The organism is Microvirga arabica (assembly GCF_016811235.1).
Taxonomy (GTDB): domain Bacteria; phylum Pseudomonadota; class Alphaproteobacteria; order Rhizobiales; family Beijerinckiaceae; genus Microvirga; species Microvirga arabica.
Window position 1 is genome coordinate 1 of sequence record NZ_JAFBID010000070.1, and the last position, 23,277, is coordinate 23,277.

Annotated in this window: 27 protein-coding genes and 1 tRNA gene; 14 read left to right on the plus strand and 14 right to left on the minus strand. The window is 63.4% G+C overall.

The genetic code is table 11. The features are described from left to right. The coding region (locus JQC81_RS34485; RefSeq protein ID WP_199051118.1) for a DNA translocase FtsK at nt 1-104 on the plus strand (104 nt) is incomplete at its 5' end. Between the two features lie 75 nt (nt 105-179). On the opposite strand, the gene JQC81_RS24950 is transcribed toward JQC81_RS34485, so the two are convergent. Continuing rightward, a complete protein-coding gene (locus JQC81_RS24950; protein WP_203274505.1) occupies nt 180-587 on the minus strand; it encodes a DUF1236 domain-containing protein in 408 nt (135 codons plus the stop codon). Between the two features lie 183 nt (nt 588-770). Here JQC81_RS24950 and JQC81_RS24955 point away from each other — a divergent pair, with 183 nt between their 5' ends. From JQC81_RS24955 to JQC81_RS24985, 7 genes are all read left to right on the plus strand, one after another. Beyond that, the gene (locus tag JQC81_RS24955; RefSeq protein WP_203274506.1) at nt 771-1,529 is read left to right on the plus strand and encodes an SDR family oxidoreductase; all 759 of its coding nucleotides are present in this window, start codon (nt 771-773) and stop codon (nt 1,527-1,529) included. 206 nt (nt 1,530-1,735) lie between these two features. Further along, a complete protein-coding gene (locus tag JQC81_RS24960) occupies nt 1,736-4,633 on the plus strand; it encodes a penicillin-binding protein 1A (protein ID WP_203274507.1) in 2,898 nt (965 codons plus the stop codon). Continuing rightward, entirely contained in the window at nt 4,633-5,673 is a 1,041-nt protein-coding gene (locus tag JQC81_RS24965) for a hypothetical protein (protein ID WP_203274508.1), read from the plus strand. Before JQC81_RS24960 ends, JQC81_RS24965 begins: the two co-directional genes overlap by 1 nt. A 483-nt stretch (nt 5,674-6,156) precedes the next feature. Next, nucleotides 6,157-6,552 (plus strand): VOC family protein, encoded by a 396-nt coding sequence (locus tag JQC81_RS24970; protein ID WP_203274509.1) that lies wholly within the window; start codon nt 6,157-6,159, stop codon nt 6,550-6,552. A gap of 42 nt (nt 6,553-6,594) precedes the next feature. Next, nucleotides 6,595-7,098, plus strand: a complete 504-nt coding sequence (locus tag JQC81_RS24975) for a peptide deformylase (RefSeq protein WP_203274510.1) — start codon at nt 6,595-6,597, stop codon at nt 7,096-7,098. 27 nt (nt 7,099-7,125) lie between these two features. Further along, the gene (locus tag JQC81_RS24980) at nt 7,126-7,350 is read left to right on the plus strand and encodes a hypothetical protein (protein ID WP_036349186.1); all 225 of its coding nucleotides are present in this window, start codon (nt 7,126-7,128) and stop codon (nt 7,348-7,350) included. Nucleotides 7,351-7,478: 128 nt separating this feature from the next. Then, nucleotides 7,479-7,555, plus strand: a tRNA-Asp gene (locus JQC81_RS24985). A gap of 149 nt (nt 7,556-7,704) precedes the next feature. Here the strand turns inward: JQC81_RS24985 and JQC81_RS24990 are convergent. After that, nucleotides 7,705-9,675 (minus strand): PhoX family protein, encoded by a 1,971-nt coding sequence (locus JQC81_RS24990; protein ID WP_203274511.1) that lies wholly within the window; start codon nt 9,673-9,675, stop codon nt 7,705-7,707. A gap of 57 nt (nt 9,676-9,732) precedes the next feature. On the opposite strand from JQC81_RS24990, the gene JQC81_RS24995 reads away from it, so the two are divergent. Continuing rightward, nucleotides 9,733-10,056, plus strand: coding sequence for a hypothetical protein (locus tag JQC81_RS24995; protein WP_203274512.1), 324 nt, complete (start codon nt 9,733-9,735; stop codon nt 10,054-10,056). A gap of 142 nt (nt 10,057-10,198) precedes the next feature. Beyond that, a complete protein-coding gene (locus JQC81_RS25000; protein ID WP_203274513.1) occupies nt 10,199-10,630 on the plus strand; it encodes an RNA polymerase sigma factor region1.1 domain-containing protein in 432 nt (143 codons plus the stop codon). Between the two features lie 21 nt (nt 10,631-10,651). On the opposite strand, the gene JQC81_RS25005 is transcribed toward JQC81_RS25000, so the two are convergent. Then, nucleotides 10,652-11,869, minus strand: coding sequence for a peptidoglycan L,D-endopeptidase MepK (locus JQC81_RS25005; protein WP_203274514.1), 1,218 nt, complete (start codon nt 11,867-11,869; stop codon nt 10,652-10,654). Nucleotides 11,870-11,954: 85 nt separating this feature from the next. Next, the gene (locus JQC81_RS25010; RefSeq protein ID WP_203274515.1) at nt 11,955-12,662 is read right to left on the minus strand and encodes a L,D-transpeptidase; all 708 of its coding nucleotides are present in this window, start codon (nt 12,660-12,662) and stop codon (nt 11,955-11,957) included. Nucleotides 12,663-12,806: 144 nt separating this feature from the next. Between JQC81_RS25010 and JQC81_RS25015 the strand changes: the two genes are divergently transcribed. Continuing rightward, a complete protein-coding gene (locus JQC81_RS25015; RefSeq protein ID WP_203274516.1) occupies nt 12,807-13,268 on the plus strand; it encodes a DUF2726 domain-containing protein in 462 nt (153 codons plus the stop codon). A gap of 2 nt (nt 13,269-13,270) precedes the next feature. Here the strand turns inward: JQC81_RS25015 and JQC81_RS25020 are convergent, their stop codons facing one another. From JQC81_RS25020 to JQC81_RS25045, 6 genes are all read right to left on the minus strand, one after another. Further along, nucleotides 13,271-14,353: a ribonuclease Z gene (locus tag JQC81_RS25020; RefSeq protein ID WP_246520648.1), complete on the minus strand. Its 1,083-nt coding sequence runs from the start codon at nt 14,351-14,353 to the stop codon at nt 13,271-13,273. Further along, complete coding sequence (locus tag JQC81_RS25025; RefSeq protein ID WP_203274517.1) at nt 14,322-14,810, minus strand: DUF411 domain-containing protein; 489 nt, start codon at nt 14,808-14,810, stop codon at nt 14,322-14,324. The genes JQC81_RS25020 and JQC81_RS25025 overlap by 32 nt, the downstream gene beginning before the upstream one ends. Nucleotides 14,811-14,900: 90 nt before the next feature. Next, nucleotides 14,901-15,200, minus strand: a complete 300-nt coding sequence (locus tag JQC81_RS25030) for a hypothetical protein (protein WP_203274518.1) — start codon at nt 15,198-15,200, stop codon at nt 14,901-14,903. Nucleotides 15,201-15,325: 125 nt separating this feature from the next. Continuing rightward, on the minus strand, nt 15,326-15,709 hold the full coding sequence (copM, locus tag JQC81_RS25035) for a CopM family metallochaperone (protein ID WP_210347267.1): 384 nt from the start codon (nt 15,707-15,709) through the stop codon (nt 15,326-15,328). A gap of 29 nt (nt 15,710-15,738) precedes the next feature. Continuing rightward, complete coding sequence (locus JQC81_RS25040) at nt 15,739-16,233, minus strand: DUF4396 domain-containing protein (protein ID WP_203274519.1); 495 nt, start codon at nt 16,231-16,233, stop codon at nt 15,739-15,741. Nucleotides 16,234-16,243: 10 nt separating this feature from the next. Beyond that, nucleotides 16,244-16,456 carry a heavy-metal-associated domain-containing protein gene (locus JQC81_RS25045; RefSeq protein ID WP_203274520.1) on the minus strand — a complete coding sequence of 71 codons (213 nt, stop codon included), beginning with the start codon at nt 16,454-16,456 and terminating at the stop codon, nt 16,244-16,246. A 203-nt stretch (nt 16,457-16,659) separates the two neighbouring features. On the opposite strand from JQC81_RS25045, the gene JQC81_RS25050 reads away from it, so the two are divergent. Next, on the plus strand, nt 16,660-17,547 hold the full coding sequence (locus JQC81_RS25050; protein ID WP_203274521.1) for an MYG1 family protein: 888 nt from the start codon (nt 16,660-16,662) through the stop codon (nt 17,545-17,547). 3 nt (nt 17,548-17,550) lie between these two features. Beyond that, nucleotides 17,551-18,465, plus strand: coding sequence for a histone deacetylase family protein (locus JQC81_RS25055; RefSeq protein WP_203274522.1), 915 nt, complete (start codon nt 17,551-17,553; stop codon nt 18,463-18,465). A gap of 3 nt (nt 18,466-18,468) precedes the next feature. On the opposite strand, the gene JQC81_RS25060 is transcribed toward JQC81_RS25055, so the two are convergent. Together JQC81_RS25060 and JQC81_RS25065 are read right to left on the minus strand one after the other, a co-directional pair. Continuing rightward, entirely contained in the window at nt 18,469-19,401 is a 933-nt protein-coding gene (locus tag JQC81_RS25060) for a pseudouridine-5'-phosphate glycosidase (RefSeq protein WP_203274523.1), read from the minus strand. Next, nucleotides 19,398-20,348 carry a carbohydrate kinase family protein gene (locus tag JQC81_RS25065; protein ID WP_203274524.1) on the minus strand — a complete coding sequence of 317 codons (951 nt, stop codon included), beginning with the start codon at nt 20,346-20,348 and terminating at the stop codon, nt 19,398-19,400. Before JQC81_RS25065 ends, JQC81_RS25060 begins: the two co-directional genes overlap by 4 nt. Before the next feature lie 62 nt (nt 20,349-20,410). On the opposite strand from JQC81_RS25065, the gene JQC81_RS25070 reads away from it, so the two are divergent. Continuing rightward, nucleotides 20,411-20,884, plus strand: coding sequence for a DUF6455 family protein (locus JQC81_RS25070; protein ID WP_203274525.1), 474 nt, complete (start codon nt 20,411-20,413; stop codon nt 20,882-20,884). Nucleotides 20,885-20,895: 11 nt separating this feature from the next. On the opposite strand, the gene JQC81_RS25075 is transcribed toward JQC81_RS25070, so the two are convergent. Together JQC81_RS25075 and JQC81_RS25080 are read right to left on the minus strand one after the other, a co-directional pair. Continuing rightward, nucleotides 20,896-22,020, minus strand: coding sequence for an alginate lyase family protein (locus tag JQC81_RS25075; protein WP_203274526.1), 1,125 nt, complete (start codon nt 22,018-22,020; stop codon nt 20,896-20,898). Between the two features lie 69 nt (nt 22,021-22,089). Next, on the minus strand, nt 22,090-23,205 hold the full coding sequence (locus tag JQC81_RS25080) for a tlde1 domain-containing protein (RefSeq protein WP_203274527.1): 1,116 nt from the start codon (nt 23,203-23,205) through the stop codon (nt 22,090-22,092). Between the last annotated feature and the right edge of the window lie 72 nt (nt 23,206-23,277).

The following is a 23,277-nucleotide window of genomic DNA, read 5'->3' on the forward strand; positions in this document are numbered from 1 at the left end:
CGGCCTCGCTCATGGAGCGCATGGAGCAGGAGGGCATCGTCGGACCCGCAAACCACGCCGGTAAACGCGAAATTCTGATGACGCATCTCGACATGGATGACTGATCAAACAAGGGTCGGTTTCAAAAGAAAAGGCGGCTCTCAGGAGCCGCCTTTCTGGTTTCTGGAACTGTCGTTCGATCACTCGATGACCTGGACCACCGTCCGGGTCTGAGGATCGACCAGCACGGTCTGATCGTTCACGACCGTGTAGCTGTAGTTGCTGCGCAGGCCGACGGTCGGCGGGACGGAATAGAGCCTGACGCGGGGCGGAAGAGGCTGGCCGACCACCACCTCGTCGGTGACTCGGATCGAGGGACGGCGCTCGGCGACCACATAGCTGCGGACGCGGGTCGATTCCTCAGCGCTGAGAACGCTGCCCGCCGCCGCACCGGCTACACCGCCGACCACGGCGCCGACTGGACCGCCGACGATGGCGCCCGTGACCGCGCCACCTGCGGCGCCTGCGGTCGTGCCGCTCTGGCAGGCGGCAAGGGGAAGAGCCAGGAGAGTCAGAACTGCAGCCGAGCTTAGGACATGATTGCGCATGACGGATTCCTTTCCGAGTGGCACCTTCCGAACGCGGGACAGCTTGGCTGGTTCCCTCAAAGAATGCGGATCGGTTTCAGGGCTGCTAACGAAAACTGTGCAGTGTTGGCGTGCGTCCTTGCCGTTTCCGCCTCCGGATGCATCTCTCTAGTCAGACGTGGCCGTTAGATTGAGGAGGGGATCATGGCGGAACGCTCCAGGATTGCGATTGTGACGGGAGCCGGGACTGGCGTGGGCAGGGCCATCTGTGAAGGGCTCCTGAAGGGCGGTTACAGCGTCGTGATGGCAGGGCGGCGTCGGGAGGCTCTCGAAGACGCAGCGCGCGAGATCGGCGGAGATGAGAAATCCGTCCTTATCGTGCCGACCGACGTGACGGATCCAGCCTCCGTGGCGGCTCTTTTTGCCGCCACAAAGCAGGCTTTCGGCAGGCTCGATCTGCTTGTCAACAATGCGGGGATCGGCTCCCCTGCCGTACCATTGGAGGAAATTCCCTTCGAGCAATGGCAGACGGTCGTGGCCACGAATATCACCGGCACGTTCCTCTGCACGCAGGAGGCCTTCCGGATTATGAAGGATCAGAACCCGAGGGGCGGGCGTATCATCAATAACGGGTCGGTCTCGGCCTATGCCCCGCGTCCGCTCTCTGCGCCTTACACAGCCACCAAGCATGCGGTCCTCGGGCTGACGAAGTCGACCTCTCTCGACGGCCGCGCCTATGACATTGCCTGCGGCCAGATCGACATCGGCAATGCGGCGACCGACATGACGGCGAGAATGACCGAGGGCGTTCTGCAACCGAACGGAACCGTAGCCCCGGAGCCCAGGATCGATCCCAAGCACGTGGCCGACGCGGTGGTCTACATGGCCGGCCTGCCGCTCGATGCCAATGTCCTCACCATGACCGTGATGGCGACCAAGATGCCGTTCGTCGGGCGCGGGTGAGACACATTGCCGTGACCGCACCGGCTGTATCTGGGATGTAAGCTCGGCCGCCCCATTTCTTACCGATGGCTGTTCTAAAAGAGCCGCGGTGTACGGCTTTCATTCATCCGGGCTTAGGCAAGGTCCGATTGGTCCGCGAGGGCGCGGACAGCTTATCCATACCGATGATCTTCTCGTGGGGTGAATGATGTGATGATGGCGGCGGTATGAGCGCAATCCTCGTCAAGATCTTTGCAACGGCCCTGACCTTGAGCCAGGTGCTCGTCGATCCCGAGACGGTCAAGACGAGCTTCGATCCTGCTCGGGATCAGGGGCAGGTGGCTGAGATCCTCAAGAGCGGCTGCACCCACATGCGCCGGGCTTTCGATATCGAGGACATCAATCTCGACGATCTCATCGCAACCGCCATGGACGATCCGCAGGCCGTCACGGGAGACCTGAAGGTCCTGCAAGGATTGAGCTTCAACGATCTGCACGCGAGCTACCGTCAGTTCTGCAAGGGGGAGACGGTCGAGCCCGCGCCGGTCGATCTCGGCGAGGTGATTTCCTATTACAATGCCGCCGTGGCCGGGCTCCCCGATGCCGGGAAGCTCAAGGGCCTAAAGCTGCCGGGCGTCAGCGTAGTTTTGGACGGGAACGGCAAGCGCTTCGCCGAGGTATTCGAACCCGACCACCGGCGCATCTGGGTTTCCTTGGCCGATATCCCGCAGAGCGTGCGGCAAGCTTTCGTTTCGGCGGAGGACAAGCGTTTTCACCAGCATCGGGGCATCGACGAGCGCGGCGTGATCCGTGCCTTCATGGGCAACATGGCCAATCCCGGACGTCCTGCGGGCGGCTCGACCATCACCCAGCAGGTGGCGAAGAACCTGCTCGTGGGCGACGATGTCACCTATGACCGCAAGATGCGGGAAATGATCGTGGCCTCGCGCATCGAGCGGGTGTTGAGCAAGGCGGAGATCCTCGAGATATACCTCAACTTGATCTATCTTGGACGCTCCTCCTGGGGCATCGAGATGGCGGCGCAGAGCTATTTCGGGAAGAGCGCCAAGGCGCTCTCGGTCTCCGAGGGGGCACTTCTCGCCGGACTGGCCAAGGGGCCGAACTACTACAATCCCGACACGAAGCCCGAGCGCGCCCAGGAGCGCATGGCCTATGTGCTGAGCCGCATGCAGGAGGACGGATTCCTGAAGCCGGAGCAGGTGCAGCAGGCGGTCGCCTTCCTTCCGGGGCGAGCGCCCTACGAGCGCACCAGGCGGACGATGGGTTTTCACTTCGTCGACCACGTCAGCCGCGATGCGCGCACGCTTGCCGGTATCGAGAGCCTCACCGCAGGCGGCTACACGGTGCGCACGACCATCAATGCGGCCCTGCAGCAGGAGACGGAAGCTGCATTGCAGGACGGCCTCGCGCGCTATGAACTGAGCATCGGACGGCAGCGCTATCAGGGCCCCGAGGCGAACATTGCCGAAGCTGTGAGGGCGCTCGAAGGCAGCAAGGACCCGGAAGAGAAGATGCCGGCCTGGCAGCGCGCTCTCAAGGCGGTGCGACTGCCGCTCTATGACGTACATTGGACGGCCGCCGTGGTGATCGAGAAAGGCCGGGATCGCAAGACGAAAGCGAATGTCCTGCGGGTGGGGCTCGCGGATGGGCGTGTTCTGCCCCTGAACGCCTGGGAGGCGGCCCGCCGGGAGCTCAAGCTCCATGACGTGGTGCGGGTCCGGGTCGTCGAGCAGAAGGGCAAGGGAGCCATGCGCGCCGACCTGAGGACGCCGCCTTCGGTGCAAGGTGGCGCCGTCGTCCTGGAGAACAGGACCGGCCGCATCTTGGCGATGACGGGTGGCTTCTCCTATCCCCTCAGCCAGCTCAACCGGGCCTCGCAGGCTCACCGCCAGCCGGGTTCGGCCTTCAAGCCGCTGACCTATCTCGCGGCCCTGTCGAAGGGGTTGCAGCCCAACACGCTGATCTGGGATGCCCCTCTCACGCTGCCTCCCGTGGGCGGCGGTGCTCATGCACGGGCCGGAGATTATTGGAGCCCGAAGAATTTCGACGGTGGGCGCTCTGGCATCATGACCCTGCGAAGGGCGCTCGAGAACTCGAAGAACCTGGTCACGGCGCGTCTGCTCGACGGTGCTATCGAAACAAGGCCGGAGGAAAGCCTCGAACGGGTCTGCGAACTCGCCCTCGAGGCGCAGCTCTACCTGGAATGCACGCCGCATTATCCGTTCGTGCTCGGCGCGCAGCCTGTACGGATGCTCGACCTCGCTGCGTTTTATGCGGCCATTGCCAATGAGGGCGCCATGCCGGTGCCGCATGCCATCGAGGCGGTGGAGCAGGGCGGGCAGGTTATCTATGGTCGCAAGGCGCGTCCCCTGACGCGTCTGGGATCCGCCGATGCGGCCGCCTTCTATCAACTGAAGAGCATGCTTCAAGGCGTGCTCGAACGTGGCACGGCACGATCCCTGAAAACACTTGCTCCCTATGCTGCGGGCAAGACGGGAACCTCGGACAAGGAGAACGATGCTTGGTTCGTCGGCTTCACCAACGATGTCACGATTGCCGTATGGGTCGGCCATGACAATGCCGACGGCAAGCGCCGCACGCTTGGTCGCGGACAGACAGGCGGCAAGGTGGCGGCTCCCATCTTCCAGGCGATCCTCCAGGCGGCCTGGGAGTACCACGCGCCGAAGGCGCCGCTCAGCCCGCCGTCACCGCAGGCGGCCAAGCAGCTCATCGCCATGCCGATCGATCTGAACACCGGCGACCGGCTGACGGATGGGCGAAAGGGCTTCATGGAGCATTTCCGCCTGAACTGGTTCGGGCGTCTGGCCGAGACGCAGTTCCGCCTCGTGCCGCAGTCGGAAGTCTTTGCGTTCCGTAACCCGGACCCCTGGAGCGACGGGGAAGATCGGGGAGGACCGGATTATTATGAGGACGGACCTTATGCGCAGGGCCCCGGCTGGCTCGAGAGTCCGCGCCAGTCTGCTCCTCCCGCACGCCGCCAAGCCGAACCTGAGCGCGATTTCCGTTGGTGGGAGGACGAGGCGCCGCGCAGACCCAGGCGCATCGATCCGGATTATTTCTGGCGCAACGGACAGGTTTACTGATGACATTGCAGGTTCACGTGAGGCGCTCGCTGATCGCCGCTGCGGCTCTTTTCGTCTCCGTCGGAGGATTGGCGGCCCAGGAGTTCCGGATCGAGGAGGTGCCGTCCGTCACGGCCGTTGCTCCGGCCAGGCTGAAGCCCAAGACCATCGTGTTCAGCGATCAACGGGACGACAAGCTGACCGATCCTGGCACCGGCCTGATCCGTTTCGAGGATTGGGGCCGCGAGCGGCCCGTGCAGAAGCAGTTCCTGAGCCTTTTTCCAGGCTATGCCGAACCGAACATCAAGGTCTCGGTGCATGGCATTCCGAAAACCTACACCGAGAAGCTCCACATGTACGTGGTGGAGGCTCGCTTCCTGATCGGCAAGGCGCCGGGTTCGATCGATCTCGCCCGCTTCGCCCGTCTCGATACGCTGGAAAAGATTGACCCGTCGATCAAGCACCGCCGCATCTCGGCCGAGCAGGCGGTGCCGCAGGTGGATTCGCAGAGCGCCCATACCCGCCACCCGGATCGCCGCTGGTGCGAGGCTCCGGCGAGCGTTTGCATTGAGTCCCGCTATCCACTCGAAGGCAAGCTGCCGGTCGGGATCCGCCTGGCCAACAAGCTGGAGGAGGGCGGCAAGAAGATTTCGGAGTTCATGGAGTTCCAGACCGAGATACGCGTGCTGCCGCCGGAGGAGATCGATCGTCCAGGTCTGACGAAGCTGACGGCCCTGGAAGCGCCCGTCGCCGGGGTGCTTGAGCAGACGATCTTCAGCGTGAATCAGGTGATGCAGTTCGGGAAGCTGCTCGCAATCCTTCAGGAGCATCCTGCCAACCCGAACAGCACGGTTGCGACGGTGTTCATGGCACTGGCCGTCGAGACCGATGTGCTGGAGCGCAAGAAGGAGTTCGAGAATGTTCCCGTGCTGCGCAACCTCATCCCGGCGCAGGTGCTCATGGGGAAAAGCTCGTTCAATTCCGGGGATTCCATTAGTGCCGGGCTGCCCGATTACGTCCGCAACCGCATCCGCGCCATTGCCGATCTGATCGAGCGCTAAGCTGAACAGTCGGGTTCCCGACCAGAAAAAGCCCCGTCCACATCAGGCTGAACGGGGCTGCAAGTCTGCGGAGGCGACAAGGGGTTGCGGGGAATGGTGCCTCCGTACCAAACCAAGTATTCATCTTGTTCAATGTTCCTTGGCGTTCCCCATTTTCGAACCTTGGCGGGCATCAAATTTCCTTGATTGCGCCACGTTTGAGGCTCTGACTCACTTTGCTGGTTTTACCAGCAGGTGTGGTGGAACGCCGCACAGGCGTAACAACCGCATTCGGTGGATGTTTGGACCGGGCAGTCTGCGTTTCTTCCTCCCGAACTTGCCTTCCTCAGGTCCTCCTGGGGAAGGCTTTTTACTGAGCTGTGGAGGAGCGTCCGCTGCTGTTCTTTCGTTCTGGCCCACCCACTGCTATCTCACCTGCCGACAAGTTTGATCAGGATCGTCTCCGCCGCGCCTGCGGAGCGACCGACAATACAGAGGTGTCCCGTGGCCAAGGCCATTCACTCCATGATCCGCGTGCTCGACGAGCAGCGCTCCCTCTCGTTCTACGAGAAGGCTTTCGGCCTCATTGTGGCGGAGCGCTTGGCGTTCGAAGGCTTCACGCTGGTTTACCTGAGCAGTCCCGAGAGCGAGTTCGAACTCGAACTCACGGTCAACCACGGCCGCACGGAACCCTACGTGCTGGGCGACGGCTACGGGCATCTCGCATTCTCCGTGGACGATCTCGAGGCCGAGCATGCCCGCTTCGAGGCGCTCGGTCTCAGCCCCACATCTCTGAAGGAGCTGAAGCTCGACGGCAGGCCTCCGGCACGGTTCTTCTTCCTGCAGGATCCGGACGGCTACAAGATCGAGGTGCTTCAGCGCGGCGGCCGCTACAAGTAGCTCAGCCAGCATCCTCACCTATAGCGTTCCGAGAACCACCACGTGGCCATCCGTCCGATCATCCGCTTCCCGGATCCCCGCCTGCGCCAGAGGGCCGAACCGATCGTTCAGATCGACGAGGAGGTTCGGGCACTGGCAACGGATCTGACGGAAACAATGCATGCTGCGCCCGGCATCGGCATCACGGCGCCGCATGTTGGCATTCTGCGGCGGCTCGTGGTGATCCAGCTGGAGAGCGATGCTAGACCTCACATCTCGATCAACCCAGAGATCGTCTGGTCCTCCCCGGAGATGATCCGGCACATGGAGGGCAGCGTCTCCATGCCGGGCGTCAACGACGAGGTCGAGCGTCATGCCCGCGTCCGGGTGAGATACAGGGGCCTGGATAACATGGAGCGCGAGGAGGAGGCGGAGGGACTGATGGCGGTCTGCTTCCAGCACGAGATCGATCAGCTCGACGGCATCTTCTGGATCGACCGTCTATCGAAACTGAAGCGGGACCGTTTGATCAAGCGGTTCGAGAAGCTGCAGCGTCTCAAGGCATGAAGGCGCTGACAATGGAGTTCTGTGAACGTGGTTGAAGTCTATCGCATCGAATCTGTGGCGTCTGAGGAAGCGGGCGGCGGGATCATCCGCCGGATCCTGGTTCGCACCGACTCCGTCGAAAAGGCAAAGGAGCGAGCGCTGAAGGTGTTCTCCCTCGCGCGGCGGCCCCAATCCCGCGACCTGGATGTGGAATCGGTCCGCGTGCTCGATGGGGCCGGCTACGAGGTCTTCTCGATCAGCACCCGGGACTGACGTTCTCAGCGCGGCGTCCGCCTCTGGGGATAATCCAAACACCATTTGACAGCGTGCCCAATCACCGGTACGAGCGCGCCTCCATCGCGAGAAACGCTCCTCTCGGGCACGCGATGCGAGAGAGATGCGCGGGCGTAGCTCAGTCGGTTAGAGTGCCGGCCTGTCACGCCGGAGGTCGCGGGTTCGAGCCCCGTCGCCCGCGCCACTCTCCTCAATCTGCAATTGGCAGCCTTCCTTGAAAACTCGTCCGTTTGCCGCGGAAGCCTCGAGAGCACCGGCTTCGACGGCTTCCTGAACGAGCAAAGGAGCCGCTGGGGCTCCTTTGCCGTTGCTGCATGACGCTGCCGCGCGCCGTCAGGCGATCTTGCCGCCGCCCTGTTTCGTGATGACGAGCACGGAGGGGCGGGTGGGCATGCCATCCTTGAAATCCGGCCAGCGGGTGATCGGCTGCTCGAAGGTGGAGGTAGTTCCTTCTTCCGCCTCACCTGGATGCTGCACCGCCAGGAAAAGCGACTCATCATTGGGCGTGAAGAACGGGCCGCACAGCTCGCCGCCAACTGGCACCCGGAAGAAGTGCTTGGACGTGCCGCGCCGCTCGCCTTCGGTTTCGAGAGCCCAGAGGCCGTCCGCCCGGCCCGTCGCCTTGGCATTGTTGCCGTCGGTGGAGATCCAGAGGCGGCCCTGGCTGTCGATGGCGCAGTTGTCGGGCATGCCGAACCAGCCGTTCTTGGTGGTCTCCGACGAGAAGGTCGCGCCGACGGCGGCCACGGAAGGATCGCCGCACTTCACGAGAACCTCCCAGGTGAAGGCGGTCGCCGCGTGGTTGTCGCCTTCCGGCATCATTTCGACGATGTGGCCGAACGCGTTGTTGGCGCGCGGGTTGGCCGCATCCACCTGGTCTTCCTTACGGCGCGTGTTGTTCGTCAGCATGACGTAGACGCGGTTGGTCTGCGGATTGGCCTCGATATCCTCAGGCCGGTCCATCTTGGTGGCGCCGAGAAGGTCTGCCGCCCGGCGGGTCTCGATCAGCACGTCGGCCTGGCTCCGGAAGCCGTTGGCCTCGGTGAGCGGTCCCTGGCCATGCACCATCGGCAGCCAGGTGCCGGTGCCGTCCGGGTTGTACTTCGCTACGTAGAGAATGCCCTCATCGAGCAGGCCGAAGTTGGCGGCGCGGTTCTGCGGGTCAACCTTGCCGGCAGTGACGAACTTGTAGACGTAGTCGAAGCGTTCGTCGTCGCCGAGATAGACGACATAGCGTCCGTCGCTGTTGGTGATGCCGGCAGCGCCTTCATGCTTGGTGCGGCCCAGCGCCGTGCGCTTCTTCGGCACGAAGTTCGGGTCGAAGGGGTCGATCTCGACCACCCAGCCGAAGCGGTTCGGCTCGTTAGGCTCCTTGGCGAGGTCGAAGCGGTCGTGGAACTTGCCCCAGGCATAGGCCGGGGTGCCGATGCCGTAGCGCTTGTAGTTCTTGGCCTCGGGATGGTCGTCGGAGAGCTTGCCCCAGAAATAGCCGTTGAAGTTCTCCTCGCAGCTCAGCCATGTGCCCCAGGGCGTCACGCCGCCGGCGCAGTTGTTGAGCATGCCGCGCACGCTGCGGCCGCTGGAATCGGCCGATGTCTTCATGCGGTCATGGCCGGCGGCCGGTCCTGTGATCTCCATGGGCGTGTCGGCCGTGATGCGGCGGTTATACTTCGAGTTCCTCACCACCTGCCACTTGCCATCCACGCGGCGGATCTCGACGACGGCGCCCCCATGGGCCGCGATCTCGATCGCCACCAGATCCGGGGTCATCTTGGAGAAGTTGGCGTCCTTGGAATCCTGCACGCCCACGCCCGGGAACATCAGTTCCTCGTTGGTGTATTCGTGATTAGCCACGAGCAGGCCGTGATCGGCGGAGCCGTTGATCGGGATAAAGCCGATAAAATCGGTGTTGTAGCCGAACTGGCGCGCCTGAGCGTCGGCGGTCTGCTTCATCGGGTCGAACTCGGGAGCATCAGGGAAGAGCGGATCGCCCCAGCGCAGGAGCACCTGAGCATCGTAGCCCTCGGCCATATGATGGGTATGGTCGACGCCGGCCTCGATTTCCTTGAAGTCGAAGGAGATCGGGTTCGAGGCTTTCTTGGCCGGCTGCTCATTGGCCGCCAGAGCCCGATGGCCGACAGTCGCCGAGATGGCTGCGACGGCCAGCGAGCCCCGCAGGAGGTCGCGCCGGTTGAAGCGGGTCGCGATGATCTCACCCATGGTGAGGTTGTGCGTCGGATTCACCCCGACATCGCCTGAATCTTCCAGTTCGCTGGCTCGAAGGCGGCCCTTGTGCTCGTCCATATCGGCTTCTCCGTCTTATGTGACGATCACGCCTTAGAACCATTCTATGTAAGCTACGTGACAGTTCCGCAAGGCGAGGCGCCGGAGCGCGACAACCGGCACGGGATCCTGTATGGTCCCGGCATGAGCAACGAAACTACTGAAATCCGCGAACAGCTGTCCGACCAATGGCAGAAGGTGGCCATCGACCTGATCCGCAAGGGGCTTCCCGCCGAAACGGTCTTCGAGACCCTTCTGACCGTCGGATTGGCCGGTCAGGTTGAACTGCACGGCAAGCACTTCATGGCCGGCAAGCTTGTGGCCATTGCCGAGCAGCTCTCCGAACAGGTCAGGCGCGAGAAGGAGGCTCTCCAGGAAGCCTCCACGGCCACGAAGAACTAGCATCCTGTGTTCCTGGCGGCCTTGTTCATCATAGACGTTTTTCCATTGCAACGTCTGGGGCAATTGCCGCGTTAGCTCGGCGAACCCTTGAAGCGGCTCAGGCCGCTTCTTACGCCCAACAACCACAATGGGGTGGTGCCTCATGCAGCAGGCGCTCGACAGCAATACCCTGGACCGACTGATCGCCCTGGGACGCCAGCAGGGACAACTGACGACCCTGGATCTGGAGACCAATCTGCCGATCCATTCCATGAGCGCGGAAGACATCGCCCTGATTGTGGTTCATCTCGAGGAGGCCGGTGTTCCGGTCGAGCTGGACGACAGCCTGATGGCTCCCCATCCGCAGCCGGCCGCATCTCCAATGAGGAGCGCCGAGATCATCCCGTTCCCGGATCGCGCCGCCGCCAGTCGAATGAAAAAGCGGACTGCCCCCCTCCAGAAGGCAGCTGCCCTCCAGGCACCAGAGCCCGCCTTCGTCCAGCAGGAGAAGCGAGCAGCCCATTGGGCGGTGGCCATAGGGGGTCTTCTCGTCCTGGCGCTGATGGTCGGCGCTCTTGTGTTCTTCGGCATCTGACAAGCCCTGAAAGGCCGAGCGCTAGAGTTCGGCCTCTGCCTGTCCAATAACGGGCAGCGGCTTGACGGCCGGCCCGGTAAACTGCGTCACGCTCAGCTCATGCTGATTGCGGGAGGCAAAGCCCAGATCCAGAAACGCCGTGCGGGGATCGAACAGGGCTCTGACCGCCGCCTTTTCATCATACCCCAAGATCGGTTCCGGCGCTGGTAAGCTAGCCGTAACCGGGAGGTTCTCCGAGACCGCATATGATACTTGGTCGGGCAGGGCGGCACTGGCGAGCCTGATCTCCTTCGGACGCTGCGGCGGCAGAGGAGCAGGCGTCATCGGGGTGGCCATGCTCTCAGGATCGGCGGAAGCCACCAGGGTAACCGGGCTCTCCTGGGATTGCGCGGGCTGCGGTGCCGGCTGAGCATCCTTCCGCCCGAAGAGATTGGCCAGAACATTGCCGATCGACGGACCGCCGCCAGCCGAGGCTTGCGTTGCCAGGGCGCTGTTCCGCGCCAAGACCTCGGCCTTCGCCATTTCATAGCCAGGCAGCGGCTTGCCGTTCGAGGGCAGGTGCAGCGTCTTCCCGTCCGGGAACAGCTGCACGAGCTGCTGCTGGGTCATGCGCGGCCAGGCGCGCACATTGCCCGTATCCACATGAACGAAGGCGGAGGAGGGGTAATAACCCACGCCGCCATACTGCATCTTCATGGCAATCGCCCGCAGGCGGCCGGTGTCCACGTCCGGCAGGCGGATGTCCATGGCCTTGCCGAGCATGTGCTGGCTGTGCTCCGCCACGCCGCTGGATCTGCGGCGCAGGGCACCGTTGGTTTCCGGCGAGCGGTAGGCGGAGATGATGTTGATGGGCTGCGACGATCCGGATTCCCGGTAGACCTCCCAGAGGATGTCGAAGAGGCGCGAATCCATCTGGGCAGGCTTGTCGACCCGCCAGTCCCGCAGGAACCAGTTGAGCTGGCTCAGGGCGCCCTCGTCGATCCGACCGTTGCGGCGGAACGTGACGGTCAGGCTTTCCCTGGTATGGGTATGAAAGAAGCTGAGCGTGCGCGTTTCGCCGAACGCAGCCGCCCCCTGCATCGGAGCCAAGCAAAGTGTCAGGAGGGTAGAGGCTGCGGCCGAGAGGCCAATGATGGAACGAAGGGCTCTCTCTCCACCGGACAGGCGGCCGCTCTGCGGCACGGAGGCCGCCTCCCATCCGCCAGCCGATCGTTTGGATCGGGCGAAGATTCCCGCCATGGTTCGTAAGTTCCCGCGTCCCTGAGCGACGTGTGATTGTTAACCATGGCAAAAATAGGCACGAACCGTGCCTATTTGCTTAATCCTAGGAGCGTGCGGCAGTCTGATCGCGCTTGCCTCGACCGGATGGCGCGTTCAGAACGACGACCTTCGTGCCTGTTGGCGTGTGATTGTAGAGGTCGATCGCGTCCTGATTGATCATGCGGATGCACCCGGACGAGACATTGGTGCCGATGGTCCATGGCTCGAAGGTGCCGTGGATGCGGTAAAGCGTATCCTTGTTGCCCTGCCAGAGGTAGAGGGCGCGGGCGCCTAACGGATTTCCCGGACCGCCGGGCATGCCAAGTCCACCCGGCAGTTCGCCCATTTGCTCCATGAGATCGGGTTCACGGGCGAACATCTCCTTCGGTGGATACCAGTCGGGCCACTCCTGCTTGTTCTTGATGGTGGCGGCACCCGACCAGCCGAAACCCGACCGGCCGACGCCGACGCCATAACGCACGGCCATCCCATCACGCATGACGAGGTACAGATAACGGCTCTGGGGATCGACCACGATGGTGCCTGGAGCCTCCGTGGTGTCGTACTGCACCACACGCCGGAGAAAGGCCGGATTGATCCGCGAGAGCTCGATGCCAGGAATGGGGTAGAGATCATCGTCGACGGGCCCGTACATGCGCTGATAAGCGGACATATCGCGCAGCGACTGGGCGAAGGTGCTGCTGGACGGCAGGGTGGCTCCTGCGGCAGCGGCTGACGCTCCAAGCAGGAAGGTTCGGCGGCTGAGGTCCATGATGCTCTCCCCGGTGTTCTTTAACTCGACAATAAGAAGACGCGGGACCACGCATGCCGGTTTCATGCTAGCTGCTATGCTTTGTGGGCAGAACAAAGCCTGGCCGTTCACGTTTGAGCGGGTGCAGGGCAGGGGCGAAGCGATATGACGATCGAAAATCTCTCGTGGTCATGGCTGGCCGGCAGCGCCGTGCTCGGCATCCTGCTGGTGCTCGTTCTCTTCCTGACCCGGAAGCCGCGCTACCGCCGCGCTGCGGTCATGACGGAGAACGAGCGGGAGTTTTACGGTCGCCTTCTCGCCGCATGTCCGGACTGCCAGATCTGGCCTCAGGTTCCGATCCTCGCGCTAGTTCGGCCCGATGCGAAGGAGGGCAGCCGTGCCTTCTGGATGGCGTTCAAGCGAATTTCCAACACCCGCGTCGACTGGGTTGTCGTCCGGGACATGGAGGTGCTGGCGGTGGTCGAGCTGGACGACCGTTCTCACGATGCCCGCAAGGATGCGCAACGTGACAGGATCCTGAAATCCTGCGGCTACCGCGTCGTCCGGTTCAATTCCAGCCGCAGGCCCGACCCGCGCCAGATCCATGAGGCGATTTTCACTGATTGAAGTCAGGCAGAAATTGCCTTCCGGTCTGCCGCTCCGAAGCTCGCATAGAGCTCATCCCGCAGAACATCAGGCTCCGACAGGTAGCGGGCCGAATGATGGAACGGCGTGACATGCCGGACGCCAGCCTCACGGGCGAGAGCGCCGGCGGCCCAGGCGGTCAGGTGCCGCGATGCCACTGCGAGCGGGCGGTCGCATTCCAGAAACACGGCCTCGATGAAGAGCTGATCGGCTTTGTCGGCAAGCCGCAGGATCTTGGCCCAGTTGTTCGCATGGGGAGCAGCATCTGTCACATAGGCGACCACCTGTCCGGGAGCCACCCGCAGGGCCCGGTGCTTGAGATCCCCGAGAGGAATGGATCCGCCGCCCGGCAGACTGACGATGTTGTCATCCGGCAGACCCAGTCGGACGGCGCGCTTGGCCTCGTTCAGCCACGGGCCGGGTGCAAGATCCATCTCGGCCAGCACGCCGCGCCAGACATTCACCTGCAGCACCTCCCGCAGGGCGAAGGCGAGCGACGGGATGCCATGGTCGAGCGCGACAGCTTCGATCCTGAACTCGTCTTCCATCCAGGCGATACCGTCCGGAAAATCGGGCGGCGCAACATTGCGTCGGGCGAAGGCTTCACGGGCATGGAACTCAGCAGCCCCGGTCAGGCGAGAGCCGTTGTAATCCATCGCGCAGAGGCAGAAATCGACCGAGTTCTCGTCGAGCAGATTCCAGGTGAAGCTTCGGATGCGATGTTCGATCTGAGCAATGAAGCCCGGCGGGCCGATGAGGGTCAGCGGGTGAGGGCGGTGAAGGCAGAGACGGAACAGCCGGTCGAAGCCGGCGATGTGGTCCACATGCATATGAGAGATGAAGACTTGGCTCACCCGCAGCAATTCGCGGGATGAGAGTGGGCTGACGTCGCCAAGATCGAACAGGATGGCGCGGCGGCCATAGCGGAAGTCGAGGTAAAGGCCCGGATCGCTGAAGGGATCGTTCACAAGGCGGGGTTGAACAAGCCAACTCATGCCGGGCCAACGGCGCGAATCCTGGAGTGTTCCCGCCTCGTCAGGCTTCGCGGCTCCCGATGTAGCGTGCATAGGTCCGCTGTCCGGAGGGACCGAACAGGACCACCTCGTAGGTGTCGGGCTCCACGCCCTCGACCTCCATGCCGGGTGATCCGACCGGCATGCCGGGAACGGCCAGACCCTTGCCCTCAGGCTTCTCGGCCAGCAGCCGCTTGATTGCGGCAGGCGGAACGTGGCCCTCGATCACATAGCCGCCGATTTCCGCCGTATGGCAGGAGGCCAGCGCCTCGGGCACGCCGAGACGCGCTTTCAGGCGGTTCACCTCAGAGGATTCGAGAACCTCGACGTTGAAACCTGCCGCCCGCACATCCTTGACCCACCCGGTGCAGCAGCCGCAGTTCGGGTCCTTGGTCACCACCATCTTCGGCAGGGTCTCAATGGCCAAAGAAGCCCGTGACGCCGTGATCAGGCCAGACGCGGCAAAGCCTGCAAGCAGTGCCCGTCGGCTGATCGGCAGGGTCGAACTCATGAAAGTCTCCTCCTGTGCGTCGGCCCGGATACCCGGACCGACGAAGCTTGAACCCTGCCATATCAGCAGGGCTTTCGAACCTTCGGGGTGTTAGCCCTCATCGTCCTCATCGGGATCGGTCACATCGACCAGGAACATGATGTAAGGGCCTTCCTCCTCATCATCATCCTCTTCGTCCTCGTCGAAATCGGCTCCCTCGAACTCGGCCTTTTCTTCCTCGGTCGCCGGTCTGACGTTCAGGCTGGCAAAGCCGTCCCAGAGGGGAGCGCCCTCACTCTCGAGGACCTTGAGATCGTCCTTGAATTCCTCGCTCATGAGGAGTTCGCGGGCTTCTTCCTCATTGGCATTGGTGATGGCAACAGGCTTGTCGCTGATCGTAAGCGTGAACATCGTTCTTCCTTTCCATTCGCCCGCAGGGGATATCCACTAACGCTTCACCCGCCTGTTCGTGGCAGCATCCTGATACAGAGGTCAGGGAGAAAAGCCATCGCCTGCCAGGCTTGATCTGGGCGTAACTACTGAACCCCTTTGTTTTTGAGCCAAGCCTGCATCTCGGCGATCTCGCGCTCCTGCTCGCGGATGACATCCTGGGCCCACCTTCGGACCTGTTCGTCCTTCGCATGCTGAAGAGCCACCTTCGCCATGTCGATGGCGCCCTGGTGATGGGGAATCATGCCGCGCACAAAGTCGATATCGGCATTGCCGCTGAAGGCAATGTCCATGTTCTTGTGCATTGTTTCATTCGCCCGCTTATAGCCTTGGGTTGCGGACGTATCAGGCGAACCTGCCGTCTGCGCGGGAGTGGAGTGGCCGGAATGGCCGCCATGGGTACCCTGAGCAGCTGCAAGGGTGGGCAGGACTGCGATGGCCGTGGCCAGAGCAATGATGCGATATTTCATGATGGTTCTCCTGACAATGAGTTCATGATTTAGGATCTATGTCCGTGAATTGAATGTACGACCGCATGACCCCGTCCGCGGGCAATCAGCCAGCGGTTGAGCGGGAACGCAAACGCGCCGGCGATGAGAAGGGCCACGGTAAGGCTTCCCCAGAACAGAGGGCTGGTGAGGCCGGCATTCATCGCGCCCGGAATTGCCAGCATGATCAGATTGTCCACGATTTCCATGATGGTGATGGAAGCCGTATCTGCAGCAAAGGCGAGGCCCAGCGCAGTCCCGAAGGGCAGGCCGCTCCGAAGCAGTGGCAGCATGGTCAGAGCGTAGCCGAACAGGAAGGCGAGGGCGATAGCCAGGATGATGGTCTGTGCCGTTCCCCAGCCGAGGGCTGTGCCGATGACAAGGCCGAGGATCTCGCCGATGGCGCAGCCCGTAAGGCAATGGATTGTGGCGCTGAGGGCGGTGCGGTTCAGCGAATTCTTCGACGGGGCGCCGTGATGATGGTGCAAATGGGCTTCGGCAGGCATGTTTGCCTCCTCATGCAGCAGGACGGGCGACCGGCTCTGCCGGGTAGCCCCCGTTGCTCAAGACGTTGAGAAGCGCAGCCTCACTTTGCCTTGAAGCCACCTTGATCGTGCGGGTCTCCAAGTCGGCTTCAACTCTTGCTTGAGGATCGAGGGCCTGGACCGCTCGTGCGATGGCGCGAATGCAGCCACCGCAATTCATGCCCGGAACGTGAAAAAGATGCATGGCCGGGATCCTTTCATCTCAAGGGCCCAGAATCTGTAGGCGTTCCCACGATGGTAAGGTCAAGCGCCTTGCAGGCCCGTTCGAGATTTATCCGGAATGAGCATAAAGGATTGGTCCGGAACGGCTTATCTTGAGCGTATAGCTCTGCTATCGCGGACTTGTGTAATCGATACGGAGTAGCCGACCCTGGTCGGAGGAGAGCGATGCGGATAGTCACCCATAGCGGCACGTTCCATGCCGATGACGTTTTCGCCTATTCCGTCCTGCGCGATGCCCTGGAGGCGTTCGATTTTGTCCGGACCCGTGACATGGCGATGATCGAGTCTGCCGACATCGTCTTCGACGTCGGGGGGACCTACGACCCTGCCCAGGGCCGGTACGACCACCACATGCGGGATCTCCCGCGACGGGAGGACGGGACGCCCTACAGCTCGGTCGGCCTGATCTGGCGGGATTTTGGGCGCAAGGCCCTGCCGCGGCTTGTGCCAAGCATCAGCGAGGACGTGCTGGAATCCGTCTGGCAGGATATCGACGCGACCTTCATCCTGGCCATCGACCAAGCGGACAACGGGGTCGCCACCGCAAGCCAGAGCCATTTTGCCCTGCTGATCGAGGCCTTCAATCCGACGTGGAACAGCGGCCAAGGCTATGACGACGCCTTCCTCGAAGCGGCCGATTTCGCCCGGGGAATCCTGGTCCGGGCCTGCTGGCAGGCCCATGCCGAGGCTGAGGCGCTCTCTCTCGTAATGGCGGCAGCCAGGAGGGCGCAGGATGCCCGCGTGATCGTTCTCGACCGCAAGCTGCCCTGGGAGAAGGCGGTGTTCGAGGGCGGCTTGAGCGATCTTCTCTTCGTCATTTATCCGAACGAGGATCTGAGCGCCTGGTACTGCCGCACCATTCCGCCGGAGCCGAATTCCTTCGGCCAGCGGCTGTCCCTGCCCGAGGCTTGGCGGGGCCTGCAGGAGACGGAGTTCTCGAAAGTCGCCGGGATCGAGGACGGCGTGTTCTGCCATCCGAGCGGATTCATCTGCGGAGCGCGCTCCCGGGAATCGGCCGTGCGGCTTGCGGAGAAGGCCATCGCCGGAGGCTGAGCCATGAAGCAAGTGCCTATCGTCTCCCACACAGCATACGTGGCCTCGCTTCCTGACGATCATCGGTTCCCGATGCTGAAATATGGACGCCTGGTGGAGGTGCTGGCGGAGAAGGGCCTTGCCCCAAACGGATTCGTGGTCCCGGGTGAGGCCTCGGCCGATCTGATCGCGCTGGCTCATGATCGTGCTTACGTCGATCAGGTCTTCGCCTGCTCGGTGCCTCGCGAGATCGAGCGGCGCATTGGCCTTCCGGTCGGCGAGAGCGTCGTTCGCCGCGCCAGGGCATCCGCTGCCGGGACGCTGCTTGCGGCGCGGCTTGCGCTCCAGCATGGACTTGCCGGCAGCACGGCCGGAGGCTCCCATCATGGGCAGAGGGAAACCGGAGCGGGCTTCTGCGTCTTCAACGATGTCGCCATCGCGGCCAAGGCGCTGAGGGCAGACCGCACGATCCAGCGGGCTCTCGTCGTCGACCTCGACGTTCACCAAGGCGATGGCACGGCGGACTGCCTGCGCGACGAGCCGGATCTCTTCACCTTCTCCATGCATGCGGAGAAGAACTACCCTGTGCGCAAGATCCCGAGCGACTTGGATATCGGCCTGCCGGATCACATGGAGGACGATGCTTATTTAGACGTCCTGCGGTCCCATCTGCCGCGCCTTCTCGACGCGCTTGAGCCGGAGCTCGTCTTCCTGAATGCAGGGGTCGACCCGCATCGCGACGACAGACTGGGACGTCTCGACCTCACCGACGGCGGGCTGCGCCGCCGGGACGCTTATGTGATCGAGCAGGCTCGCAGCCGTGGCATTCCCATGGTCACCGTCATCGGTGGCGGGTACTCCACGGATATCGATGCTCTGGCCAGGCGGCACGCGATCGCATTCGAGGCGATGGCTGCCTGGAGCGAGGTGAACGGCTGATCCTCAAGACCTAGAACGGACGAGGGATGCAGCTAGCTGCGCGGCGAGCGCCGCGTTGTTCTTGACCAAGGCGATGTTGGTCGCGAGGCTTCGTCCGCCGGTCCGCTCAAACAGATTGGACAGCAGGAAGGGTGTCACGGCCTTTCCGGAAACACCCTGGGTTTTCGCTTGTGCAATCGCGGCATCGATGAAGGCGCTCATCTCATGGGCCGGAATCTCGTCGGTGCCCGGCACGGGGTTGGCCACGAGAACGCCGCCGCCGAGGCCGAGCGCCTCCTTGGTGCGGATCAGGTCGGCGATGGCCTCAGGCGTGTCGAGGCGCAGGGGAACGGGCAGCTCGCTCGTGCGGCTCCAGAAGGCGGGAAAGCGGTCAGTTCCATAGCCGACCACGGGCACGCCGCGGGTCTCCAGGTATTCGAGGGTGCGCGGCAGGTCGAGGATGGCTTTCGCGCCAGCGCAGACCACGGCCACCGGCGTGCGGGCGAGTTCGTCGAGATCGGCCGAGATGTCCATGGTCGTCTCGACGCCTTGATGGACTCCGCCGATGCCGCCCGTGGCAAAGACCCGGATTCCGGCCAAGTGGGCGCAGATCATGGTGGCGGCAACGGTCGTTGCGCCATGGCGCCGGGAGGCGACCGCGTAGGGCAGGTCGGCCCGGCTCAGCTTCATCACGTCCTTGGCGGTTCCGAGCCAGTCGAGTTCCGCATCCGATAGCCCGATCTTGATGCGCCCCTCAATGATTGCGATCGTCGCCGGCAAGGCGCCGTTCTCGCGCACCACCGCCTCCACCTCCCGTGCCGTGGCTACGTTCTGAGGGTGCGGCATGCCATGGGTGATGATGGTAGATTCGAGCGCCACGATGGCCTCGCCCGATGCGAGAGCCGTTTGCACATTGGGAGCAATGTCGAGGAAGCGGCCGGCGGTATTGTGAGTCATGAGGGCTCCCGTTCAAACGTTGGGTCGGCTCTAAGGGACAAAGTGGTTTCCAGCAAGGCGAAGGACAGGTCGGGCCGGACGCTTGTCGTGCTCTCCACCGTCAGCGCCGCGGCTGCCGTGCCGAGGTGGGCGGCCTCCGTGAGGGAGTGGCCCTTCAGGAGGGCCACGAGGGTGGCGCCAATCAGGGCATCGCCCGCACCCGTTGCATCGACGATCTGAGCACCGACGGCGCCGATCTGACTGACGCCTGATCGGTCCGCCACGACGAGACCGGTCTTGCCGAGGGTCAGGACGACACGCGTTGCTCCACAGGCAAGGAGGCGTGCGGCTGCCTTCTCTGGGGCTTCCTCGGATGCGCCAAGATAGGCGCAGGCCTCGTCGAGATTGAGGAACAGCAAGCCGACGCCGGTCAGATCCCGCGGCAGGCGTGCGACCTTCGGGGTCGAGACAGCGTCGATGGCCAACGGGAGCGGCTGTCGATGAGCGATGTCGACGAGGGCATGTAGAGTCTCGGACGGCAGGTTGCAATCGGCAAAGAACCAGCTTGACTGGAGATCGGGCTCGATCCTGCGCAGCAGGGCAGGGGTCATCTCGTCGAAGATCGTCATGTTGGCCAAGCCAACAGCCAACTCGCCGTCGGGCTGGAGGACGGCCACATATTCTGCCGTGGCATGCCGATCCGAGATCGTCATGAACTGTGTGCCGATGCCGAGACCTTCGAGATCGTCGAGAATGGCTCGACCGTTCTCGTCCTTGCCGAGGATCGATGCCAGTGAGACCGTCACGCCGAGCCGGGCCATGTTTTCCGCTACGTTGCGGGCCACTCCTCCAAAGGAGCGCTCAGACAGGACGGGATTGGAGGTTCCCTGCCGGATCGCATTCAAGGCCCGGTACTTCCGGTCGACGGCCGCGCCGCCGATGCATGTGATGCTGATCCCGGGTTTCATGCGTCAGACGTGCTCCATGAACGCTTGCGCAGTGGGTATGCCGAAAGATCGGGCATGCTGCAATGGCGGGGTCTCGCCTGGAGATGCCGGTTTGCGATGGATCAAAGCGCGTGTGCTTCCGCTCCCGTAATCTCGCCCGGAACATGGAGGAGGCGACCATGGGTTTGGGCGCGACGATCAGGCAATGGCAGGCGAATTGGGCGCAGGCGCATGAGTTCGATGCGCTGGACAAGGATCAGAGAGATGCGCTGGCCCGCGACATCGGGGTATCGGCGGAGATGCTGCCTGTCCTCGTGGCGCGGGGTCCTGACGCCGCAGCCGAGCTGCCGCGCCTCATGGAGGCGCTGTCTCTCGACTCCGAGCAAATCCGGCAGATCCATGCCGCCCTCATGCGCGACATGAGCCTCACCTGCTCGGGATGCACAGCGGCCGTGCGCTGCCGGGACGATCTTGCCCATGGGCAGGCGTCGGCTCACTCCGCGGAATATTGCCCCAACGCCGAAACCCTGCATGAACTGGGGGCGACTAGATCCTGACCGTTAGGCCCTCACTCCGCGTCGTGAAACAGCAGCGTCGTGTTGCCGCCGATCTCGCTTGAACCTGCTGGACGCTTCCTGCTCAGCACGGCCTCGGCCTCCGGCGAGGGGCGGCGGCTCTGGTGTATTTCGAGCCAGGCGATGCGGGATGGCGGCACGGTGCCGTCACCCGGATAGGCTTCCTGCTTGGTGCCGGTAGCCTTTTCGAAGAATGACGGATCGTTGAGGGAGCCCAGCACCCTGTCCACCAGCCGCTGGAGGGCTCCGCCGTTCTCCGCGTAGAGATCGATCCCCTGGCTGCGCGCCAGCTCGGCCGTGGTCACGAGAGGTTCGGCGGCGAAGATGTGGTAGTCGCGGGCGCGCTTGCCGCGTTTGATCTCAAGCGGGAGGGTTCCGTCCGGCGTGATCTGCGCAAGACCGACGCGGGCGCTGTCGAGGCCCCAGCGGATAAGTTGCTTGTCGTCGGAAGCAAGCCCGGCCGCCGTGGCGCCCAGGCCCGCCCAATACCGATGATTGTTCCGGCTGGATGCTGCGTCGTTCTTGTCCATGAACCCGACGATCTGCTGGCCCAAAGTCTTCAGCCAGGCTTCAACCCGTTGCTTCTGATCGTTTGCTAGACCCGGCGCGTTGCGAACCTGCAGATAGGCCAGCGCGAAGCCGCCGAGAGCTTGGCCCAGATTGAAGTGCGCCTGCTTCGAACGCATGTCGGTCATGGCCTTCGCAGAGGCCCAGGCGTCGAGCCAGATAAGGGTGCAGGAGGCTGCAGCGGTGTTCTTCGGGTTCGATTTCACATAGGCGTTCGCGATCCTGACCAGATTGCGGCCATAGACGCGCAGCGGCTCGACGGCCTCTGAATAACTTTCCTCGGCATCCTCGTCGATGTTCGCACGCTGTGCGTCGTCCTGCTTGTATTTGCTCTGCGTGTCGAGGGTGACCACGGGTGCATCGGGCGTGCCGCAATCGTATTTGGGCTTGGACTGCACATTGTCCTTGGCAGGGGCAGGCAAGAGGTAGCCCGAGCCCTGAGCATGGGCGGCCCCCACGGATGCGCTGAGCAGGGTTGTGGCAATGAGGAAGGGCCGCAGCGCATATTGCGCAGCATGCCACCTCGTTCCCCGTTTCACATCCTGCACCATACCGCTCCTCCTGTGCCGCCGTCCGTTCAGGAACTAGGCGCACAGGGTCGCAAGGCCAGGGGCGGCGGCTTAGATAGCGCGAGCGACGCGGCGGGACTGGGCGGTGCGGTTCCCTGCCATCGGAGGCAGCAGGTCCTGCCCGCGGCCTGCGGTCACGACCAGGCGCTTCACCTCACCTCTGAGGTACGCCTGGAGGAACCTATCGTAATCCTTGAATGAGACGCATCCGTTCGAGTCTCCGCGCGGCCCGAGCAGATAGGAATGGGCCAGGATGCCATCGCGGCCGTAGATGGCGCTGCTCCCGCCCACCGGGTTCATGCGGATGGCGCGCACCCCATGGAAGAGCGCCTCGCGATCAGTGAGGATGTATGTGCCCGGCGGCGTCGAGCCTTTCATGCGGACGTTCACGTGGCGCGGGTTGTCCATCATGTCGCCGAGCCCGGAATGGGCTTCCAGCTTCTCGCCGTTCGGCATGTAGACCGTCTGGGCAACGATGTCATAGACGGCCGTGCCTGGGCTCGCGGGATTGTTGCCGAGACCGAAGCGCGCGGTTGGCGCGATGCTGCCAGTGCCCCGATCCAGCGCCGCATAGCTCAGCGCCGCGTCAGGCGGGTTGGACGGACGGACGCCAAAGAGCTTTTCAAGGAAATTTCGGTTGTCCACTGGTGCGGCAGTCGGCGCTGCCGGCTCACGAGGCGCAGCAACGGTCGGCGCACTGGCCACCTGGGTGGAACTGGATGCTCTGGGTGCTCTCAGGTCTGCCGGCCGCGGCACTGGCAGAGGCACGATCACAGGCGCCGGAATGTCCGCCTGGGCCATCGCCGCGGGCGGCGCCGGATCAGGGGTGGGCTCTGGAGGCGTGGTGCGGGTCTCGCGCTGAACGGACGAGCGGAAGCCGGGTGCAACGGGGGCTTCCTGTCTGAAGGCGAGGGCGCCGAGCCGGAGGGTGGGGTTGGGGTTGATGAGCGCTGGGTCGAGGGACAGCGCTGTCTTCACAGGCTCAGGCGCCGCACCTCCGGCGGTGCTGATCGGGAAGGCCTCGGGGGCGATGCCGCCGGACTGCTCGAAATCGACGAAGAGGGCCACGGGACAAAGCGAGATCGCCACGAGAAGAGCCGTCGGAAGCAGGCTGCGGTTCCGCCGGAGAGGGGCGTGACGAAGGGACGAATAAGGCTTGTGCGCCATGGCAAACTCTACGCAACAACTCGGGCCCCTCCCGACACGCCGGAGCCTGCGATCAGGCTTGGAGGCGCTGTG

What these genes read in the sequence shown, in the direction of transcription:
- JQC81_RS24950 (WP_203274505.1), bottom strand. Translation starts at nt 587, where the DNA reads ATGCGCAATCATGTCCTAAGCTCGGCTGCAGTTCTGACTCTCCTGGCT.
- JQC81_RS25000 (WP_203274513.1), top strand. Translation starts at nt 10,199, where the DNA reads ATGCAGCAGGCGCTCGACAGCAATACCCTGGACCGACTGATCGCCCTG.
- JQC81_RS24960 (WP_203274507.1), top strand. Translation starts at nt 1,736, where the DNA reads ATGAGCGCAATCCTCGTCAAGATCTTTGCAACGGCCCTGACCTTGAGC.
- JQC81_RS25050 (WP_203274521.1), top strand. Translation starts at nt 16,660, where the DNA reads ATGCGGATAGTCACCCATAGCGGCACGTTCCATGCCGATGACGTTTTC.
- JQC81_RS25075 (WP_203274526.1), bottom strand. Translation starts at nt 22,020, where the DNA reads ATGGTGCAGGATGTGAAACGGGGAACGAGGTGGCATGCTGCGCAATAT.
- copM (WP_210347267.1), bottom strand. Translation starts at nt 15,709, where the DNA reads ATGAAATATCGCATCATTGCTCTGGCCACGGCCATCGCAGTCCTGCCC.
- JQC81_RS25065 (WP_203274524.1), bottom strand. Translation starts at nt 20,348, where the DNA reads ATGAAACCCGGGATCAGCATCACATGCATCGGCGGCGCGGCCGTCGAC.
- JQC81_RS25060 (WP_203274523.1), bottom strand. Translation starts at nt 19,401, where the DNA reads ATGACTCACAATACCGCCGGCCGCTTCCTCGACATTGCTCCCAATGTG.
- JQC81_RS25010 (WP_203274515.1), bottom strand. Translation starts at nt 12,662, where the DNA reads ATGGACCTCAGCCGCCGAACCTTCCTGCTTGGAGCGTCAGCCGCTGCC.
- JQC81_RS25040 (WP_203274519.1), bottom strand. Translation starts at nt 16,233, where the DNA reads ATGCCTGCCGAAGCCCATTTGCACCATCATCACGGCGCCCCGTCGAAG.
- JQC81_RS25020 (WP_246520648.1), bottom strand. Translation starts at nt 14,353, where the DNA reads ATGCACGCTACATCGGGAGCCGCGAAGCCTGACGAGGCGGGAACACTC.
- JQC81_RS24955 (WP_203274506.1), top strand. Translation starts at nt 771, where the DNA reads ATGGCGGAACGCTCCAGGATTGCGATTGTGACGGGAGCCGGGACTGGC.
- JQC81_RS25015 (WP_203274516.1), top strand. Translation starts at nt 12,807, where the DNA reads ATGACGATCGAAAATCTCTCGTGGTCATGGCTGGCCGGCAGCGCCGTG.
- JQC81_RS25070 (WP_203274525.1), top strand. Translation starts at nt 20,411, where the DNA reads ATGGCGGGGTCTCGCCTGGAGATGCCGGTTTGCGATGGATCAAAGCGC.
- JQC81_RS25055 (WP_203274522.1), top strand. Translation starts at nt 17,551, where the DNA reads ATGAAGCAAGTGCCTATCGTCTCCCACACAGCATACGTGGCCTCGCTT.
- JQC81_RS24990 (WP_203274511.1), bottom strand. Translation starts at nt 9,675, where the DNA reads ATGGACGAGCACAAGGGCCGCCTTCGAGCCAGCGAACTGGAAGATTCA.
- JQC81_RS25045 (WP_203274520.1), bottom strand. Translation starts at nt 16,456, where the DNA reads ATGCATCTTTTTCACGTTCCGGGCATGAATTGCGGTGGCTGCATTCGC.
- JQC81_RS24965 (WP_203274508.1), top strand. Translation starts at nt 4,633, where the DNA reads ATGACATTGCAGGTTCACGTGAGGCGCTCGCTGATCGCCGCTGCGGCT.
- JQC81_RS25030 (WP_203274518.1), bottom strand. Translation starts at nt 15,200, where the DNA reads ATGTTCACGCTTACGATCAGCGACAAGCCTGTTGCCATCACCAATGCC.
- JQC81_RS25080 (WP_203274527.1), bottom strand. Translation starts at nt 23,205, where the DNA reads ATGGCGCACAAGCCTTATTCGTCCCTTCGTCACGCCCCTCTCCGGCGG.
- JQC81_RS25025 (WP_203274517.1), bottom strand. Translation starts at nt 14,810, where the DNA reads ATGAGTTCGACCCTGCCGATCAGCCGACGGGCACTGCTTGCAGGCTTT.
- JQC81_RS25005 (WP_203274514.1), bottom strand. Translation starts at nt 11,869, where the DNA reads ATGGCGGGAATCTTCGCCCGATCCAAACGATCGGCTGGCGGATGGGAG.